Raw genomic sequence first — 16,413 nt, 5'->3', positions numbered from 1 at the left:
TTTTATGCTTCGTTTTGTACCAGTGCAATCAGCGTGCAGGGCACCGGCGGGGTATTGCCGTCCCTGAGCACCACCAGCGTGTCGTTTTCCCGCACCGCAAACAGAGGCAGCACGCCGCTGTTTTTCTCCAGGTAATCTATCCAGCCAAAACTTTCATTCAGCTGCGTGGCTTTGATCACCGCACCTTTCGCCAGCAAAGAGCTGAGCTTCGAATAGGTGGTATCGCTGTTGAACACCACTTCATTACGCTGAAAACGACTGTTTTCCTGCGAGCGGGCACCTTTGAGCGCGGGCCCGGAGCGCACGGCAAACACCTTTTCCCGGCCGAAAATATGCCCGAAATGATACACCGCCAGCGCATTCTGATGACGGTTAGGTGAAAGCGCCAATACCTGCGATACACCGCTCAGATCGAGAAAGTTTTCGGCATGTTCTGACCACGCATTACCGTAATAGGCCGGAATGCCGTCCATCCGTGCCTGCCGGTAATATTCCCAGCTGCTGTCGGTGAGGCGCACCGGAATATCCTGCTTTATCAGCACTTTCGCCAGCATCCGCGCCACGCTGTTCGCACCGACGATCAGCACGCCGCGCGGCGTTTTCTGCTGTACCCGCAGCGCACGGGCAATCGCCCGGCTGGTCAGGCTTTGCAGCACCACGGTGCCAATGATAATGGCAAAGACCACGGTCACCAGTTTGTCGGCCTGCGGATAGTTCATGCGTTGCAGCGTCAGGGCGAACAGCGAACTGACCGCCGCCGCCACGATGCCGCGCGGAGAAATCCAGCACAGCAGCAGACGGTCACGCCAGTGCAGGGAAGAACGCCACGTCGAGACGGCAATACACAGCGGGCGGGCGATAAACTGCACCACCAGCAACAGGCCAATCAACGGCCAGCCCATTTCCACCAGTGCATGAATATCGAGGCGCGCCGCAAGAATGATAAACAGTGCGGAAATCAGGATGGCCGAAAGCTCTTCTTTAAAAGCCAGAATGTCAGTGGTATCGACATCGCGCATATTCGCCAGCCAGATGCCCATGACGGTGACGGTCAGCATGCCGGATTCATCTGCAAGGGCATTGGAAAGCCCGAACGCGGTCAGCATCACTGCCAGCACGCCGAGGTTTTGCAGATAAGCGGGGATCCACACACGGCGCAATGCGACGCCCAGCACGTAACCAAAAACTGAACCCAGTATCAGCCCGGCGGCAGCGGTTTCGCCCAGCGTCCAGATAAGGTGCGTCAGCGATTCAGCGTGTTCACGCAGGGTAATAAATTCAAACACCAGCAGAGTAAAAATCGCGCCCACCGGGTCGATCACAATCCCTTCCCAGCGCAGCACCTGGTTAATGGCTGCATTCGGACGCACCACGCGCATTAACGGCGCAATCACAGTCGGGCCGGTTACCACGGTCACCGCACCGACCAGTGCGGCCAGTTCCGGCTCAAAACCAAGCAGCCACCAGCAGGCGAGGCTGATCACGGCGAACGTTACCAGCATCCCGATAGTGACGAGATTGCGCACCACGCCGCCCAGTCCGCGGACTTCGTCCACACGCAGCGTCAGCGCGCCTTCAAACAAAATGATGGCAACCGAGATCGACACCAGCGGAAACAGCAAATTGCCAAACAGGGCATCAGGCTGGATGACATGCGTCACCGGGCCAAGTACGACGCCGAGTAACAGTAAAGGCAGGATGGCCGGGATTTTTAATAACCACGCCAGCCACTGCGCCAGCAAGGATCCCAGACCAATGATGACCAGCATCAGCGGGGCGGATAACAGCATAAAATTTCCCTTTTATTGAAAGACACGAAAGACCAGCTGACGGCCATAGACAAAGTTTTTTAATGAGCATAATCGGGCATCAAAAAGCCCGCAAATTTGCGGGCCTCTTTTTATTGCATATAAACAAAATTATTGTATAGAAACAAAAATCTTATTTTTTCTTATACACATCGGCATTGCCGTGAATTTTGTTGTTGGTGTTGCCTGAGGTTAATACGATAACATCACCGCCTTTTTTATCTGCCTTCTTGGACAGATCTTCCAGCGCGCCAGACTGAGACGTTTTATTCGACGTGCTGACCGTACCGATTTTGGTGTACTGAGATTCTACTTTTTCGAACTCGGACTTTTTCATCAACTGAGCAGAAAAAGCACTGGAGGAGATCAAGCTTGCCAGAGCCACTGCCAGTATTACGCTAATTTTTTTCATGTATGCCTCAAATGTCAGAATGCCCGTTAAGGGAAGATGTGCTTGCCATAAGCGAATTTATAATTACCCTGTTGGCGACAAACCTTGCTGTAAAACAACGATTTATCGCTAACATTAAGTAATAGGCAAGGAAGTTAATAATTTCAATGCTGAAATAAAATATTTAGCGATAAGTGCGTTTTTTGGCTTTTTATGCTACCTGATTTGGTACGGTGTCAGTCATTGCCCGCCAGCAGTCAGATTAATAAGGAAAGTATGTTTTCACTTGAATCTCTTGAAGCACTGCTCAGAGCGCACGGGCTGCTGATTATGACGCCGCTGGCCATACTGGAAGGGCCGGTAGTGACGGTCATCGCCGGTTATTTTGCACGTCTCGGCTATTTAAGCTTAACCGGGATTTTTGCTGTGGTCATGGCCGTGGAAGTGTTCGGGGATCTGCTTTTTTACTCGCTGGGACGCTGGGTGATTGGCGCGGACGGCAAACCACCGCGCTGGCTTATCCGTCTCGGCCTGACGCAGGAACGGCTGGATAAAGTGGTGAGCAGTTTTGCACGCAAATCCGGACGATTGCTGGTGCTGGGTAAACTGACGCATTCCGCTGGCGCGCTGGTGCTGACCGCTGCGGGCATGGCGCGTATGCCGCTGGTGCCTTTTCTGTTCTATAACATTATTGCCGCCATTCCCAAGACCTTGTTTCTGCTGGCTATTGGCTGGTTGTTCGGCGATATCCTTGCCGAAGTGAATAACTGGCTCCTTTACGCCTCTTTCATCGTGCTGATTGTGGCGGGCGGGGTGATCGTGAACTGGCTGAAATCAAAACAATAATCGCGTGAATTTTCATCTGCTTACAATTCACCCCGGTTTTTCGGCAAATTTACATTTCTCACGCAATCTGTTGCAAATCCACATACTCCATTCCTTTCCAGCCATAGCGCCAACTGATATCAATTATCATTAATAATTTGATAATGCTTCTTGTTGCTGGAGTCGCCTTTGTTAGCCACCTTTATTATCGGTTTGCGTGAGGGTCTTGAAGCCGCACTGATTGTCGGCATTATTGCGGCCTTTTTACGTAAAAACGGCAAAAGTCTTTTTGCGATGTGGGTGGGCGTCGTGCTGGCGCTGGTGCTCTCCGTCATAGTCGGTATTGCGCTGGAAATGACAGAGCGCGCTTTGCCGCAGGCCAGTCAGGAAGGGATGGAATCGGTTATCGGCGCGATCGCGGTGTTCTTTGTCACCGGCATGATCATGTGGATGAATACCCACGCTCACAACATGAAAAAAGAGCTGGAAAACGAAGCCGCCGAGGCCATCAGCCAGTCCAGCGCCTGGGCGCTGGCCAGTATGGCGTTTCTGGCGGTGCTGAAAGAAGGTTTTGAAACCAGCGTATTTCTGCTGGCGACGTTCTCGGTGGCGCAGTCCGCGATGTGGGCCGCTGTCGGCGCAGTGATCGGCCTTATCGTTGCGGTGATCATCGGCTGCGGTATTTATTTCGGCGGTATCCGCATCAACTTATCGCGCTTCTTCCGCTATACCGGCCTGTTCCTGATCCTCGTGGCAAGCGGACTGATCATCACTTCACTGCAAACCGCACACGAGGCGGGCTGGCTGAATATCGGTCAGCAACGTATTGCCGATCTCTCGTGGCTGGTTCCGCCGGGCACCATCCGTTCCGCGCTGATCACCGGCGTGCTGGGCATTCCGCCCGATCCGAATCAGATCCAGACCGTGGCGTGGCTGCTGTATATCGGCATTGTTTCGGTGAGGGTGTACTGGCCTGCCCATCGTCGTCCGGCTGCGAAAAAAGCAGCGCGTCTTTCTCTGGCTTTCGCCGGTGTGATGGCGCTCGCCGCGCTGGGGCTGTTTCTGTTTTATCCCCCGTTTACCCTGCAATTGCCGGACAACGCGCCGCTGGTCAGCGACGCGCAGCAAACGCCTGCCGGTCAGGTGCAACTTCTCGTCACCGCCGGTAACGGCTATCAGCTCAGTCTGCAATCCGCCGCTGGCAAGATTACGCAGATAGCGCTCCCTGTGGAAAAAGCCACAATGGGTGAACGCGCAGGACTACCGACGCGGGAATGGAACACCAAAACGTCCCTGACGCCCGCCGGTGCGCCGGACATTGTCACGCTGGATCGGGTGGTGGCGCTTTACGGTAACCGTATTCCCATCGGCCTGAATCCGGCCATACATCCGGGGCCATATCAGGCACAGTGGACGGTGCATTGCAACGTTCATGTTACTGCTGCCGGTGACAGGTTACTCGACGCCAGCGGGCAGGCCGAAGAAGTCATCACGCTTTCGGGCAGCGGCCTGCAATCGCCGCGCACCGTCACGGTTCGCACACCCACTGCCGATGTTTCTGCCTGCAACTGGCAGGTGAGCAACGCGTATCAGCTGCACGTATCTGACGCTCTGCAACAAAGACAAACTTATCAGGACACTTATCGTTTCCGGGCTTACATGCTGCCAGCTTTGCTGGCGGCGCTGGCCCTGATTTTTGCTGTATCTGCACTGCGGATTTTACTGCAATTCCGTCATAAGCGGTCATCTGTCAGCCGGGAATATGACCTGTCATTCGGTTCCCAATCACACAAACATTTGCCAAAAAATAAAGGATAAGTAATTCATGCGTAAGAAGAATTTTAAGAAAAAAGAATCGCTGATGACCGCCGCGGGCCTGACGGCAATGTTGATGTTTTCGCTTGATGCGCCAGCCAGTGCCTCACAGGCACCGGTGACGAACGGCGTTTCGCAGGTGAATATCACCATGACCGGCGACAAGGGCGGCACCTGTGTGGTGGAACATAATTCGGCAAAAGCCGGTCCGGTTACATTTAACGTGGTCAATAAAACCGCGACGGCCATTACCGAACTGGAACTGCTGAGCAACAATCGTATTCTGGGCGAAAAAGAGAACCTGGCGCCGGGGCTTCCGGCGGTCAAATTCACCCTCACGCTGGATGGCGGCAAATATCAGATTTACTGTCCGGGCGCAGAACATGAGATGACGGATTTCACCGTGACCGGTGAAAGCGCCGCGCAACCGGCGGGCAGCACCGCAACCATTCTGGCGCAGGGCACCAAAGATTACGCCACCTACGTCAACGGCGTGGTGGATGCGATGGTGGTGGCGGTTAACCGCCTGAAAGCCGACATCGATGCTGGCGACCTGGCTACCGCAAAGGCAGATTATGCCAAAGCGCGTCCGTTCTATGAGCGTATCGAATCAGACGTGGACGGTTTTATTCTGCCGGGCTTCAAGGCGACGGATAACGCCGGCAACCTCGATTACCTGATCGACATGCGTGCTTCAAATCTCGATCCGAAAGCGGGCTGGCACGGTTTCCACGCCATCGAACGTGACCTGTTCGGTCAGGGAAAAATCACCCCGGAAACCAAACAGCTGGCGGCTGAATTGCAGAAGAACGTCGCACAACTCGATACGCTGACCAAAGCCCTGACGTATAAACCGGAAGATCTGGCTAACGGTGCTGCCGACCTGCTGGAAGAAGTGCAGAACACTAAAATCAACGGCGAAGAAGAAGCGTTCAGCCACTTTGATCTGGTGGATTTCGCCGGTAACGTCGAAGGCGCACAACAGGCGTTTGCCTTCCTGCAACCGGGTCTGGAAAAAATCGATCCGGCGCTCACGAAGCAGGTCGCCGCGCAATTCGCTGCGGTCCATACGCAGCTGGAAACCTACCGTGATGCCAGCGTCCCTGGCGGATACAAACATTACACTGCTGAACTCAAAGCCTCTGATGCTGCGAAGCTGAGCCGTGCTATTCAGGCGTTGCAGGAACCCCTGTCTAAAATCGGTGAGAAAGTGGCGGCTAATAAGGGAGCCTGATGAATGAGTGAACAACGCGAACCGGCCAGGGAGGCCGGTAAGTTTTCCCGCCGTGATGTGCTTAAAGGCGCGGTAGCCGGTGCCAGCGCCCTGGCGATCCCGACCGTTGCCCACGCGCACGGTCAGGCGGTGGCGGCACAGGATCCTGAAGACAGAATCGATCTGTCGCGTCAGTATCCGTTCTATGGTGACGGCGGGCAGGTCGGCGTCACCACGCCGCCGCAACGCCATATTATGTACATGACCTTTGATCTGACCACCACCAGCCGTCAGGATTTACAGGTCTTGCTGGCTCGCTGGTCATCGGCGATTGCGCAGTTGATGAAAGGCGGCATTATCGGTCAGGTGGAACCGGCGCGTGACAGCGGCGTGGGAATGGACACCGGCGAGGCGATGGATCTCGGTCCGGCGTCACTGACCGTCACCGTCGGACTAGGTCCGCGCGTCTTCACCGACACTTTCGGGCTGGCGAAACAAAAACCGCCACTCATGCGTGAGCTGATGAAGCTGCCGAGTGACGATATGCAGCCGGAACTGACCGGTGGCGATCTCTCGTTGCAGGCCTGCGCTGACGATCCGCAGGTGGCGTATCATGCCATCCGCGATTTAGCGCGTATCGCCAAAAGCACCGGCGCGGCAGCGACACGCTGGACAGTCATGGGCTTTGGCCGCGCATCTGCCGGTAAAGGCCAGTCCACGCCGCGTAATCTGTTCGGTTTTAAAGACGGCACCCGTAACATCACCGAGAAAGAAGATTTTGATAAGTATGTCTGGATCAACGATGGCGGTCCGGCGTGGCAGCAGCAGGGCAGTTATCAGGTGGTGCGGAAAATCAAAATTCATATTGAAAGCTGGGATACAGACCGGGTCAGTGACCAGAATAATGTGTTCGGACGCCATAAAGTTTCGGGTGCGCCGCTGACCGGCACCAAAGAGTTTGATACCCCGCACTTCACCCAAAAGGATGCCGATGGCAATTTAGTTATTCCGGCAACCGCGCATATCAGTCTGGCGGCACATGAAAACAACGGCGGGATTAAAATCCTGCGCCGTTCTTATAATTACACCGACGGGCTGAATAATATGGCGCAACTCGACGCCGGATTGTTGTTCATCAGCTATCAGAAAGACCCGGTGCAGTTCGAAGCCTTGCAGACAAAACTCGGTGCATCGGACGCGCTGAACGAATACATCTCGCACATCGGTTCGGGGATCTTCTTCGTGCCACCGGCACCAAAAGAGGGCTCTTATATCGGGGCGGAGATGTTTGAGATGTGACGGTGGAAAGGTTTTACGCTGCATGAGGTTGAGGGCAGCGTAAAACCGGTGTTGCACTCTGAGGGGCTGGTTTGTGCCAGAAGCGGACGTTAGTTAACCCAGTTAAGTGAAATGCGAATACATTTTGCGTTAACTGTTATGGCCAGTGAATGTTTCAGATGGCTTTCTCACTGGCCAGTCGTCATGTCATTTAATTCAGTTCTGCGGCGTGCCCGGTTTTATCCGTAAGACCGGACAACACCGCTAGTATCAGTGCAATGACAGACAATATAGCGCCTGCCCAATTTGGCGATTGCAGACCGAACCCTGCAGTAATCACCGCGCCACCCAGCCAGGCTCCCACGGCATTACCGAGGTTGAAAAGACCGATATTAACCGCAGCGGCCAGCGTGGGGGCACCCGCTGCCCGTGCTTTATCCATCACCAGTTTCTGGATAGGAGAAACTGTCGCAAATCCAAACGCAGCCATCAGGAAAATGCAGAGAGCTGACATAACCCGACTGTGCGCTGTAAAGTTGAATACCACTAACACGACGGCCTGAGCAGCCAGGGTGATATAGAGCATCGGCATAAGAGCGCGATCGGCATACCGGCCACCAAGCTGGTTTCCCGTAAACAATCCCAGTCCGAACAGCAGCATCAGCCACGCGAGGCTGCTTTCACTGTATCCTGCCAGATCCGTCATCATTGGTGCGATGTAGGTAATTGATGTAAAAAATGCCCCCGGCCCGAAAACAGTAATGCCCATTGCCAGCAGCACGTTGACGTTTTTGAAGGCGTTAAACTCATGCGCAAATCTCTGGTTCTGGGGTTTTGGCTGGTGCGGGATGAGCATTCCGATACTGATAACCGTAATGACCCCTATCACCGCTATTGCCATAAAGGCATCACGCCAGGAGAGGTGTTGACCTATCCAGGTACCTGCGGGTACGCCTATAAGGTTTGCGACGGTCAGCCCCATAAACATGAACGCAATGGCTCTCACGCGCTTAGACGGTGCAACCATATCTGCTGCAATAATCGAACCAAGGCCAAAGAAAGCGCCGTGCGTCATCGAAGTAATAATTCTGCCCAGTATGGCAATGCCAAGTGTCGGGGCAAACGCCGTCACCAGGTTACCGGCCACGAAGAGCAGCATCAGGAAAACCAGCATGGCTTTACGCGGGACTTTTGAACCCAGAATAATCAGGGCCGGTGCGCCGACGAAGACGCCCAGCGCATACGAGGTTGCCAGATAACCGGCAACGGGGATGGTGACGTTAAAATCAACGGCAATGACGGGAAGCAGTCCGGCAATGATGAATTCAGTGGTTCCGATACCGAATGCACCTATTGCCAGCGCCCACAGAGCTAATGGCATAACAAATATCCTGTAAGTAACATTATGTTTTACGTGTGAACTGCTCCGGCATACGGGAAAAGTTTCAGCCCGTAAGGCAACAAAAGCAGCGGGACGATAAGGATATAAGTTTGCTTAAAGGCGATAAACAGCCCTGATATCGCCTCAGTGGCGACAAAATGTCTACTTCAGCGTGCCGAAATAGCCTTCCCCGGCCTTTTTTAGCAGTTCGTCAACGATGAGGCGAACTCTCGGTATGAGGTGCCTTGTTCGGGGCCAGATGACGTTCAACTCAACCGGGATGGGGGCATGGTCTGCCATCACGGAGATCAGGTTGCCTGCGGCGATATGGCTGTTAACCATAGACTCAGGAAACTGCGCTATCCCCAAGCCAGCCAGACAGGCCTGAATCATGGCATCTCCGTCGCTTATCTGATGTGCTGTGGGGGATATAAATTTTACTTCACGCTCCCCGACCTTTCGCAGCCGCCAGGCAAGGGGCGCGCCCCGACGGTAGCCCATGATGCAGTAGTGGCTTTTTAAATCCTCCATATCGGCAGGCAACCCATTCTGTTCAAGGTAGGCCGGAGAGGCGCACAGGATAAGCCGCTGCTGGCTTAGCCGACGGGCGATCAGCTCATCGGTGCTCTGTAGCTCCCCAAGGCGCAGAACCAGGTCAACGCCTTCCTCCACCGGGTCAATAAGACGGTCATTGAACGTGAGCGCCAGCCGCAGGGCCGGGTAGCGGGTCATCATCTCGATTAATACCGGCATCATCAGATTCCGTCCGAAAGACGCAGGCATATCAATACGGACCGTCCCGGCGGGATTTTCCTGGCGTCTGCTGAGCGTATTCTCGGCAGAGTCGAGAATTTCAAGCGCCGAGAGGCAACTGGTGAGGTAGGCCTCTCCATCACTCGTCAGGCTCAGTTTACGCGTTGAACGGTGAAAAAGGCGCGTTCCCAGTCTCTCCTCAAGCCGTGCAACACTTTTACCAACGGCCGATTTAGTAATACCCAACTGCTCCGCGGCCTCAGTGAAGCTGGTCGATTTCGCCGTAATAACAAAGTTGGTAATTCCTCGCAGGGATTCTGCTGAAAGTCCGGTAGACATAAAGTTGACTCTGTGACGACTCATAGTGTGTTTATCGATGTGTAATTCTATACCAGGCTTATCGCTATCAGTAAACAAAGCACTGGCAACCGCCGGATAATCCTTTTTTTAATTACAGGGGACAGCCATGTCATATGAAAAACCACTCAAATTTGTATCTCTTCTGGGTAGCCTTCGCAAAGCATCTTTAAACGCCATTGTGGCGCGCAATCTTGCTTCACTTGCACCACACACATGTGGAGATTAGCGCTCTCGGCTCTGTAGGAGAGATACCGCACTATGATGCAGACCTTCAGGCGCATGGCTTCCCCGATGCGGTGGTGACAATGGGAAAAACAATATCGGCAGCGGATGCGCTGATTATCGTCACGCCTGAATATAACTACTCCGTCCCGGGCGCCCTGAAAAATGCGCTGGACTGGCTTTCCCGCCTGCCGGACACCCCAGTTGCCGGCAAGCCTGTCGCCATACTGACGGCATCACCCGGGGCGATAGGCGGTGCGCGTGCCCAGTATCACCTGCGCCAGATTCTGGTCTTTCTGGACGGACGGGTTCTTAACAAGCCTGAAGTCATGATCGGGCAGGCACCCTCCCGACTGGACCCGGAAAATGACAGCTTAACCGATGCGGACACCCGCAGCCTGATATCAGCTCAGCTCGCTGCACTTGCAAAAATGACGGCCAACCGGGGCTGATTATCCCATCACACTTATCCGTAAACCCAGAGAGAGAAATTTATGTCTACTGAAACTATTCGCGGTATGGACCACGTTGGCATCACCGTTTCTGATATTGATGAGGCGACACGCTTCTTCGAAGAAGCCTTTGGTGCAGAAGTTATCTATGACTCCGTTTCACGATCGGATGAGGACGTGAAAGGGGAAGAGACGGAAAACATCCTTAATCTGTTTCCGGGAACACGTATCACCACGGTCAGGATGATGACGCTGAAGCACGGGCCGGGGCTTGAGCTTTTTGAGATGAAGGGGCCAGAGCAGAATCAATCTGTGCGGCCAAGCGACTACGGGTTACAGCATTTCGCCGTATACGTTGATAATATTAATGAGGCCATCAGCCTGTTTGAACGTGCCGGGGGGAAAATGTTTACCTCTCCTCAGCCGCTGATGTTTCCAACTGAGGTCGGAGACAACAACTTCTTTTGTTACGGCCGCACGCCGTGGGGCAGCGTCATTGAGCTGATCTCTCTGCCCTCAAGAATGCCTTATGAAGATCACACGTCTTTGCGCCGCTGGAAACCCTGAATTTGACCGGGTGCGTCAGAACAGGCGTACCCATAAGATTTGAACGTCCGATTTTCGCTCTTTGCGGGCGCTGGCCAGCGCCTGTCTGCTTTGTGCCAGGAGCGGACATCAAATCATGCTATCAACATAAATGATGGTTTAGTAAAACCTCAAAGAAGTTAACCGGAGTAAAAAATGCGTAGGATCATTGTTGTGGAGTATGAAGAGCAATGGCATACCCGATATGAGGCTGAAAGGGGCTTATTACAGAACACGCTGGGGAAGGTAATTTCACAGGTTCATCATATTGGCAGTACGTCTATACCGGGGCTATCAGCAAAACCAATCATAGATATATTGCTGGAGGTATATGATCTGGATGAGCTGGATAAATTAAACTTTGCAATGGAGCGTGCCGGATACTGCGTTCGTGGTGAAAATGGAATTTCAAATCGAAGATATTTCACTAAAGGAGAAGAGCACCGTAGTCATCACGTTCATGCTTTTGGTGTAGGCAATCCTCAAATAGTAAAACATCTGGCGTTCCGCGATTATTTGAGAAAAAACAAGAAAGAAGCTGATGAGTATGCTGAGATAAAGCATGCTGCAGCACTGGCAAGTGAGGATAATATTCCTCTCTATAGTACTCTTAAAGCCGACTTTATCGCTCATCATCTCCGGCTGGCACTTAGAGACTACAAATAACAAAAGTTACTTTCGGCACAAATGCATGATGTGGTGGTATGTCCGCATTTCGCTCACAGCCGACCTTCAGCTCAAACAGTTCGTCCTCAACGTGCCAGGAGCGGACGTTGAAGATCCGTCCAACAAAGGAGTTGGGAAGAAGTTTTTTTTGTAGAAAATCCGCTCAGTATGAGTACTAAAGAAAAAAATAGTGCATACTTTGCGCAATACATTTATGGATAGCGATCTTCATCCGCATGGAATTTTGGACGTGATTGATTTCATCAATTTTAATGACCGCCATAAGAAATTCAGTTCTTTATTACCACATGCTAAAAATGTGGCTGAATATTTGATAGCCGGATTAAACATTCGCATCTTTGAACCCACAAGCGTAGTCGAGGATGTTCTTATCGTTTACCACGGTGGGGGAGTCAACTCAGATGCTGGTTACGATATCCTTGCTCACCAGATAAGTCATCGTGGATCTATTTGTACATGCCTCATAGATATCCGTGGGCACGGGCGCTCATTGGGTTATAAAGGAAGGGTTTCTAATCCTAAGCAGGTCTGGCTGGATATCGACACTGTTCTTGAGCATGTGCGCGTAAAGTTCCCCAGCGCCAGAATCCATCTGCTTGGTCATTCAAGCGGAGGGGGAATGTTGATCAATTACTTTACACGCTTCACACCCTCCCAAAAAAGTGACAGCCTGATTTTAATTGCGCCAGAGTTTGGGCCTTTTGCGCCAGCTAAAATTTTCAGAAGAGCAATGGTTCCATTCGCGTCGGTGAGCAAGTGGCCTTTCATACTCAATGCGCTCAGTGTGGGATTACTATGTGGTGACAGTTATGCAGTTACTCTTAATTTCCCCAATGAGGTTATGCTATTAAGGCCTGAATTCGTTCAGCGATACAGCGTGAATATGGCGAATGCTTTGACGCCGCGTCAACCTGCAAGGCAAATTGCAGCATTGCCATTACCTGTAACTGTTCTGATTGCAGAAAAGGACGAGTTATTTGATGCAAGACAATTGTCAGAATTTGTAGAAGGATGTGGTAACCCGAATTTATGTAGTATGATTATTGAGCACAGTAAACACTTAGATTGCATTTTTGATGTTAGTGAAGAAATTTGTCAGCATTTGAAGAGGTGCATTTCCAGGCAAAGCATATTGTGAGTATCTAGTTCTGCTAAATTAGCTCTGATCATTATTGAAAGCTATTCGCTAACAGCGGACCTTCAACTCGGTCAGTCTGTCCGATAAATGCCAATAGCGGAAATTACTAACATCGCGTTCGATTAAAAGTTAGGGAGCACGTCAAAATGAATTACATTAAGTATTGGACTAACAGAAAATAGTAATGGACCTTTTAATCAGTAAGGAAAAGAGCGCATGATTATACCCACTCTAAAAACAGATCGTTTGCTATTAAAACCATTAGTTTCCAAAGATGCGCTCCAGATTCAGAAGCTCTATCCGCGCTGGGAAATTGTGCGTTATATGGTGTCATCAGTTCCCTGGCCCTTTCCTGACAATGGTGCAGCGCATTACGTGAATAATGTCGCGCTGCCCGCTATGGCAAAAGGCCATGCCTGGGTTTGGACCATACGGCAACGGGATAACCCTGACAATTTGATAGGCGTTATCTGCTTGGACGAAGCGGAAGATAATAATCGTGGTTTCTGGTTAGTACCTGAGTATCAGGGGCAGGGATTAATGAAGGAAGCAAGTATCGCGGTGACAAATTACTGGTTTAATACTTTGAAGAAGCCTGTTTTACGAGCCCCAAAAGCGGCCGAAAATATACGTTCTCAGCACATTTCAGCCAGTAGCGGCATGCGACTAATCAAAACGGAAAAGAAACAGTTTGTCAGCGGTCTTCTGGACTCAGAATTGTGGGAGATTACTCGTGATGAGTGGAATGCCCATCACTCAAGCTAACAGGATACAATGTCAGCTCCTCGCTCATAGCTGCCGGTTAGATACCCATACACCGGGTGAACAGCTCAGACATGTATTAAAAGTTCTACATAAAGATTTTGTTGTGACGGGCGGTCAGCCTGTATTGAACAGACGGAAGGGTCTGTCCAGATAGCGCGAGAATTTAATGGCAGGCAATAAAAATGCCGCTTATGCGGGCTATATTGTACATAGCTGCACAATCAACTGGATCGTAAACTCTCAATTGCACTGTTGCTAAGCGTGAGAACCGATTTAACGCTGACGCTGATCCTATCGATAATGGCCTGCCGGGGGCCAAGACGCCATTCTTCACTGTTATAAAAAAATTCCTGAGAGGATTTCAGCTGGGAGAGGCTGTCATAAGCTCTAATCAGATAGTATGCGTCGTCGTCATGGGCTGATATACCAAAAGAAATAATATCCATACCCGCTGAACGGTGAAGTGGAGCACTCTCCTCCGTCATGATTCTGTGGAAATCTTTCCCTGTGCCGGGTTTTAGGGTGTACAGCAAGAATTCGACTGTTTTCATCTTTGATATCCTTTTCATTTTTCTCATCATAGCGAATTATTAGCCGTGGAGCCGTGAACTTGTCAGAATTGACGCAGCGTCCAGATTGACACTGGTTCTTTCCTCATCATGCTGTGCCTGAGCGTCTCCAGAGTGCCTAAAGCGGACATTGATTAACCCCGGAGCCAGGGGGTGAAAGTAAATCCGGTAAGCAACCCTTCAGGGCTGAGTAGCCGAGTGACTGTTTGCGCTCATAGTTCTGTGCAATCACTTTATTTTTTATTCAAAAAAATTGATGAAAAACACATTCACTTACATTTGTTTACTTAAAGCAGGCGATTTTAGAGAATACATTACACAAAGAAAATGTGGCTATCCTTCTGCCGTAAAGAAACAAAAAAAACGTGTCAAAATGATTTGCATATTTAATTTTCCATTTATGTTGTGAAAAGGAATTCAAAATAATGAGACATGTCCATTTTAGTATTTTTTCCATTTTTAATCATCAAGTGATGGCTTCAGCATTTTTGATTGTCTTTTTATTTTCCCCGGCACCATGTGGAGCATATGAGGAGATCGATCTCCCGGACGTGAAGGTTCTTTTAGATCCTCCTGAAATATATAGCAGGGGGGATGTGCTTTATTATAATGGAATAATTACAGACACTTCTTACGTTGCTGTTTTGAATCTAACCATAAATCATGACATCAAAAAAATATCTATAAATAGCATTGGTGGTGATGCCAGAAATGCTATGGAGATAGGTGACTACATCTACAAAAATGGCCTCAGTGTTGATGTGCGTAGTGTTTGCGCTTCTGCCTGTGCTAACTATATTTTCCCGGCCGGGAAGAATAAATATCTAGGTAATAATTCATATCTTCTGTGGCATGGTGGTGTCAACGGCCCTGAGAGAGAGGTAACAGTATCAGGAAATATTTCTAAAGATGATTTTTTTATGCTTCAGGAATTTAAAAAATTAAAAAATGATGACATTGCATTCTATAGAAGAATTGGTGTGAACATCAGGGTGTCATTTTGTCCGCAATTAAAAGATGACTATAAAGAAAGATTTCCGGAGAAATGGTTTTCATACCCTCCGGAAGACTTGGAAAAATTTGGTATAAAAAACATTCACTATGCCATTTCAGCTTCTCAATGGATTCTCTCCATGAGAAATAAGCACGTTATTTTTGCCAGTTACTGTAATTAAGAGAAACAACAATGCGTGAGCTTTCTTTAAGTGAAATCCTTACGTCCTTTGTGAGTACCGCCCCATCATCTGTATCGGGGCGGATCGAGTGTGTATTTATTGACAGTGCAATCGCACTACGTTCAGAAGCTATATGTCACTTTCAAGCTTCCAGTGGGCGATGCTTTTCGTTGCACAATCGGGCTGTTGCGTGCATCACCAGCCAACTGCGTAAAGCCTGTTGCGGCAACCACGCTCCAGTCTTGGTTGAACTTGTGTGTCCAGTCCATATTCAGTGAATAGGCATAAATCCCGGAACCGGCATCATATTGACTAAACCCCGATGCGGCTGACTGTGATGAACTTACCCCGTAGTAAGTTTGCATATAGTTGCCTGTTCCCCAACTGCTGGTCAGCGCCATCGTCACGGTATTTTCCGATGAGCTATAAAGCGGGCTGATAATGCCGAAATGCAGGGCCGCGCCATTGTCCCGCTGAGAAAATGGCACCTCAGCCTGCAATTGCAAATGAAGCCAGTCGGTGACCTTATACCCCAGACCCAATGCCCCGATAGCCGAGCCTTTGACATCGCCCATACCCCGCAAGTCGTCACTGCCATCGCTCAGTGAGTCGCTGTCCACGTCATGATCCTTACGGCCTGCGCGATAGCTCAGCGCAGTACTGTAATCCAGCTTGCCGGTGCTGTTGCCGTAACCGATACCCCGCGTGGTACTCACGAAGAACCCATTATGCATCGAGTAATCAAGCACCAGGGCTGTCGTGACGCGGTTTTCATCCGAACCAGAATAAAGTGGCGTAACATCCACGCCTCCTCCCAACGTTAAGGCGTTACCCTGTTGTGGTTCTGCCGCAAGTGTTGGGGTGGCCAGTAACGCCAGCAGCGCGCCCGGCAGCATTTTTATCAAGGTGCGTCCTGAGAGTGAATAGGGGAACTTATGACGCAGTTCGAAGTTGCTCATTAAAGAAGTCCTTATGGATTCAAACGATTACGATGCA

At 50.7% G+C, this 16,413-nt stretch carries 15 protein-coding genes and 2 pseudogenes; 10 read left to right on the top strand and 7 right to left on the bottom strand.

What is annotated here, in order from left to right:
• Positions 1-2: 2 nt before the first annotated feature.
• Together CKQ54_RS15155 and yahO are read right to left on the bottom strand one after the other, a co-directional pair.
• The gene (locus CKQ54_RS15155) at positions 3-1,790 is read right to left on the bottom strand and encodes a cation:proton antiporter (RefSeq protein WP_120162475.1); all 1,788 of its coding nucleotides are present in this window, start codon (positions 1,788-1,790) and stop codon (positions 3-5) included.
• A gap of 151 nt (positions 1,791-1,941) precedes the next feature.
• Positions 1,942-2,220 carry a DUF1471 family periplasmic protein YahO gene (gene yahO, locus CKQ54_RS15150; protein WP_120162476.1) on the bottom strand — a complete coding sequence of 93 codons (279 nt, stop codon included), beginning with the start codon at positions 2,218-2,220 and terminating at the stop codon, positions 1,942-1,944.
• A 255-nt stretch (positions 2,221-2,475) separates the two neighbouring features.
• On the opposite strand from yahO, the gene CKQ54_RS15145 reads away from it, so the two are divergent.
• From CKQ54_RS15145 to efeB, 4 genes are all read left to right on the top strand, one after another.
• Positions 2,476-3,045: a DedA family protein gene (locus CKQ54_RS15145; protein ID WP_120162477.1), complete on the top strand. Its 570-nt coding sequence runs from the start codon at positions 2,476-2,478 to the stop codon at positions 3,043-3,045.
• A 168-nt stretch (positions 3,046-3,213) separates the two neighbouring features.
• Positions 3,214-4,842, top strand: a complete 1,629-nt coding sequence (efeU, locus tag CKQ54_RS15140) for an iron uptake transporter permease EfeU (RefSeq protein ID WP_120162478.1) — start codon at positions 3,214-3,216, stop codon at positions 4,840-4,842.
• Positions 4,843-4,849: 7 nt separating this feature from the next.
• Positions 4,850-6,073: an iron uptake system protein EfeO gene (efeO, locus tag CKQ54_RS15135; protein ID WP_120162479.1), complete on the top strand. Its 1,224-nt coding sequence runs from the start codon at positions 4,850-4,852 to the stop codon at positions 6,071-6,073.
• A 3-nt stretch (positions 6,074-6,076) separates the two neighbouring features.
• Positions 6,077-7,351 carry an iron uptake transporter deferrochelatase/peroxidase subunit gene (gene efeB, locus CKQ54_RS15130; RefSeq protein ID WP_120162480.1) on the top strand — a complete coding sequence of 425 codons (1,275 nt, stop codon included), beginning with the start codon at positions 6,077-6,079 and terminating at the stop codon, positions 7,349-7,351.
• A 190-nt stretch (positions 7,352-7,541) separates the two neighbouring features.
• On the opposite strand, the gene CKQ54_RS15125 is transcribed toward efeB, so the two are convergent.
• Positions 7,542-8,711: an MFS transporter gene (locus CKQ54_RS15125; protein WP_120162481.1), complete on the bottom strand. Its 1,170-nt coding sequence runs from the start codon at positions 8,709-8,711 to the stop codon at positions 7,542-7,544.
• A gap of 162 nt (positions 8,712-8,873) precedes the next feature.
• Positions 8,874-9,803 carry a LysR family transcriptional regulator gene (locus CKQ54_RS15120; protein WP_120162482.1) on the bottom strand — a complete coding sequence of 310 codons (930 nt, stop codon included), beginning with the start codon at positions 9,801-9,803 and terminating at the stop codon, positions 8,874-8,876.
• Between the two features lie 127 nt (positions 9,804-9,930).
• Here CKQ54_RS15120 and CKQ54_RS15115 point away from each other — a divergent pair.
• From CKQ54_RS15115 to CKQ54_RS15095, 5 genes and pseudogenes are all read left to right on the top strand, one after another.
• A pseudogene (locus CKQ54_RS15115) lies at positions 9,931-10,498 on the top strand (NADPH-dependent FMN reductase).
• A gap of 42 nt (positions 10,499-10,540) precedes the next feature.
• Positions 10,541-11,065: a VOC family protein gene (locus CKQ54_RS15110; protein WP_120162483.1), complete on the top strand. Its 525-nt coding sequence runs from the start codon at positions 10,541-10,543 to the stop codon at positions 11,063-11,065.
• A 174-nt stretch (positions 11,066-11,239) separates the two neighbouring features.
• Positions 11,240-11,749, top strand: coding sequence for a GrpB family protein (locus CKQ54_RS15105; protein WP_120162484.1), 510 nt, complete (start codon positions 11,240-11,242; stop codon positions 11,747-11,749).
• A 190-nt stretch (positions 11,750-11,939) separates the two neighbouring features.
• The gene (locus CKQ54_RS15100; protein ID WP_244220218.1) at positions 11,940-12,908 is read left to right on the top strand and encodes an alpha/beta fold hydrolase; all 969 of its coding nucleotides are present in this window, start codon (positions 11,940-11,942) and stop codon (positions 12,906-12,908) included.
• Between the two features lie 216 nt (positions 12,909-13,124).
• Entirely contained in the window at positions 13,125-13,673 is a 549-nt protein-coding gene (locus CKQ54_RS15095) for a GNAT family N-acetyltransferase (RefSeq protein ID WP_120162485.1), read from the top strand.
• A gap of 221 nt (positions 13,674-13,894) precedes the next feature.
• Here the strand turns inward: CKQ54_RS15095 and CKQ54_RS15090 are convergent, their stop codons facing one another.
• Positions 13,895-14,224: an NIPSNAP family protein gene (locus CKQ54_RS15090; RefSeq protein ID WP_120162486.1), complete on the bottom strand. Its 330-nt coding sequence runs from the start codon at positions 14,222-14,224 to the stop codon at positions 13,895-13,897.
• Positions 14,225-14,376: 152 nt separating this feature from the next.
• A pseudogene (locus CKQ54_RS25795) lies at positions 14,377-14,451 on the bottom strand (glyoxalase); the annotation flags it as partial.
• 216 nt (positions 14,452-14,667) lie between these two features.
• Here CKQ54_RS25795 and CKQ54_RS15080 point away from each other — a divergent pair.
• Positions 14,668-15,417 (top strand): hypothetical protein, encoded by a 750-nt coding sequence (locus tag CKQ54_RS15080; protein WP_120162487.1) that lies wholly within the window; start codon positions 14,668-14,670, stop codon positions 15,415-15,417.
• Positions 15,418-15,539: 122 nt separating this feature from the next.
• Here the strand turns inward: CKQ54_RS15080 and CKQ54_RS15075 are convergent, their stop codons facing one another.
• Positions 15,540-16,376: a MipA/OmpV family protein gene (locus tag CKQ54_RS15075; RefSeq protein ID WP_015689968.1), complete on the bottom strand. Its 837-nt coding sequence runs from the start codon at positions 16,374-16,376 to the stop codon at positions 15,540-15,542.
• Positions 16,377-16,413: the final 37 nt, after the last annotated feature.

It is taken from the genome of Rahnella variigena, assembly GCF_003610915.1.
Classification (GTDB): Bacteria; Pseudomonadota; Gammaproteobacteria; order Enterobacterales; family Enterobacteriaceae; genus Rahnella; species Rahnella variigena.
The sequence above is the reverse complement of the archived record's forward strand: the minus strand, read 5'-3'. Positions and strand labels throughout refer to the sequence as shown.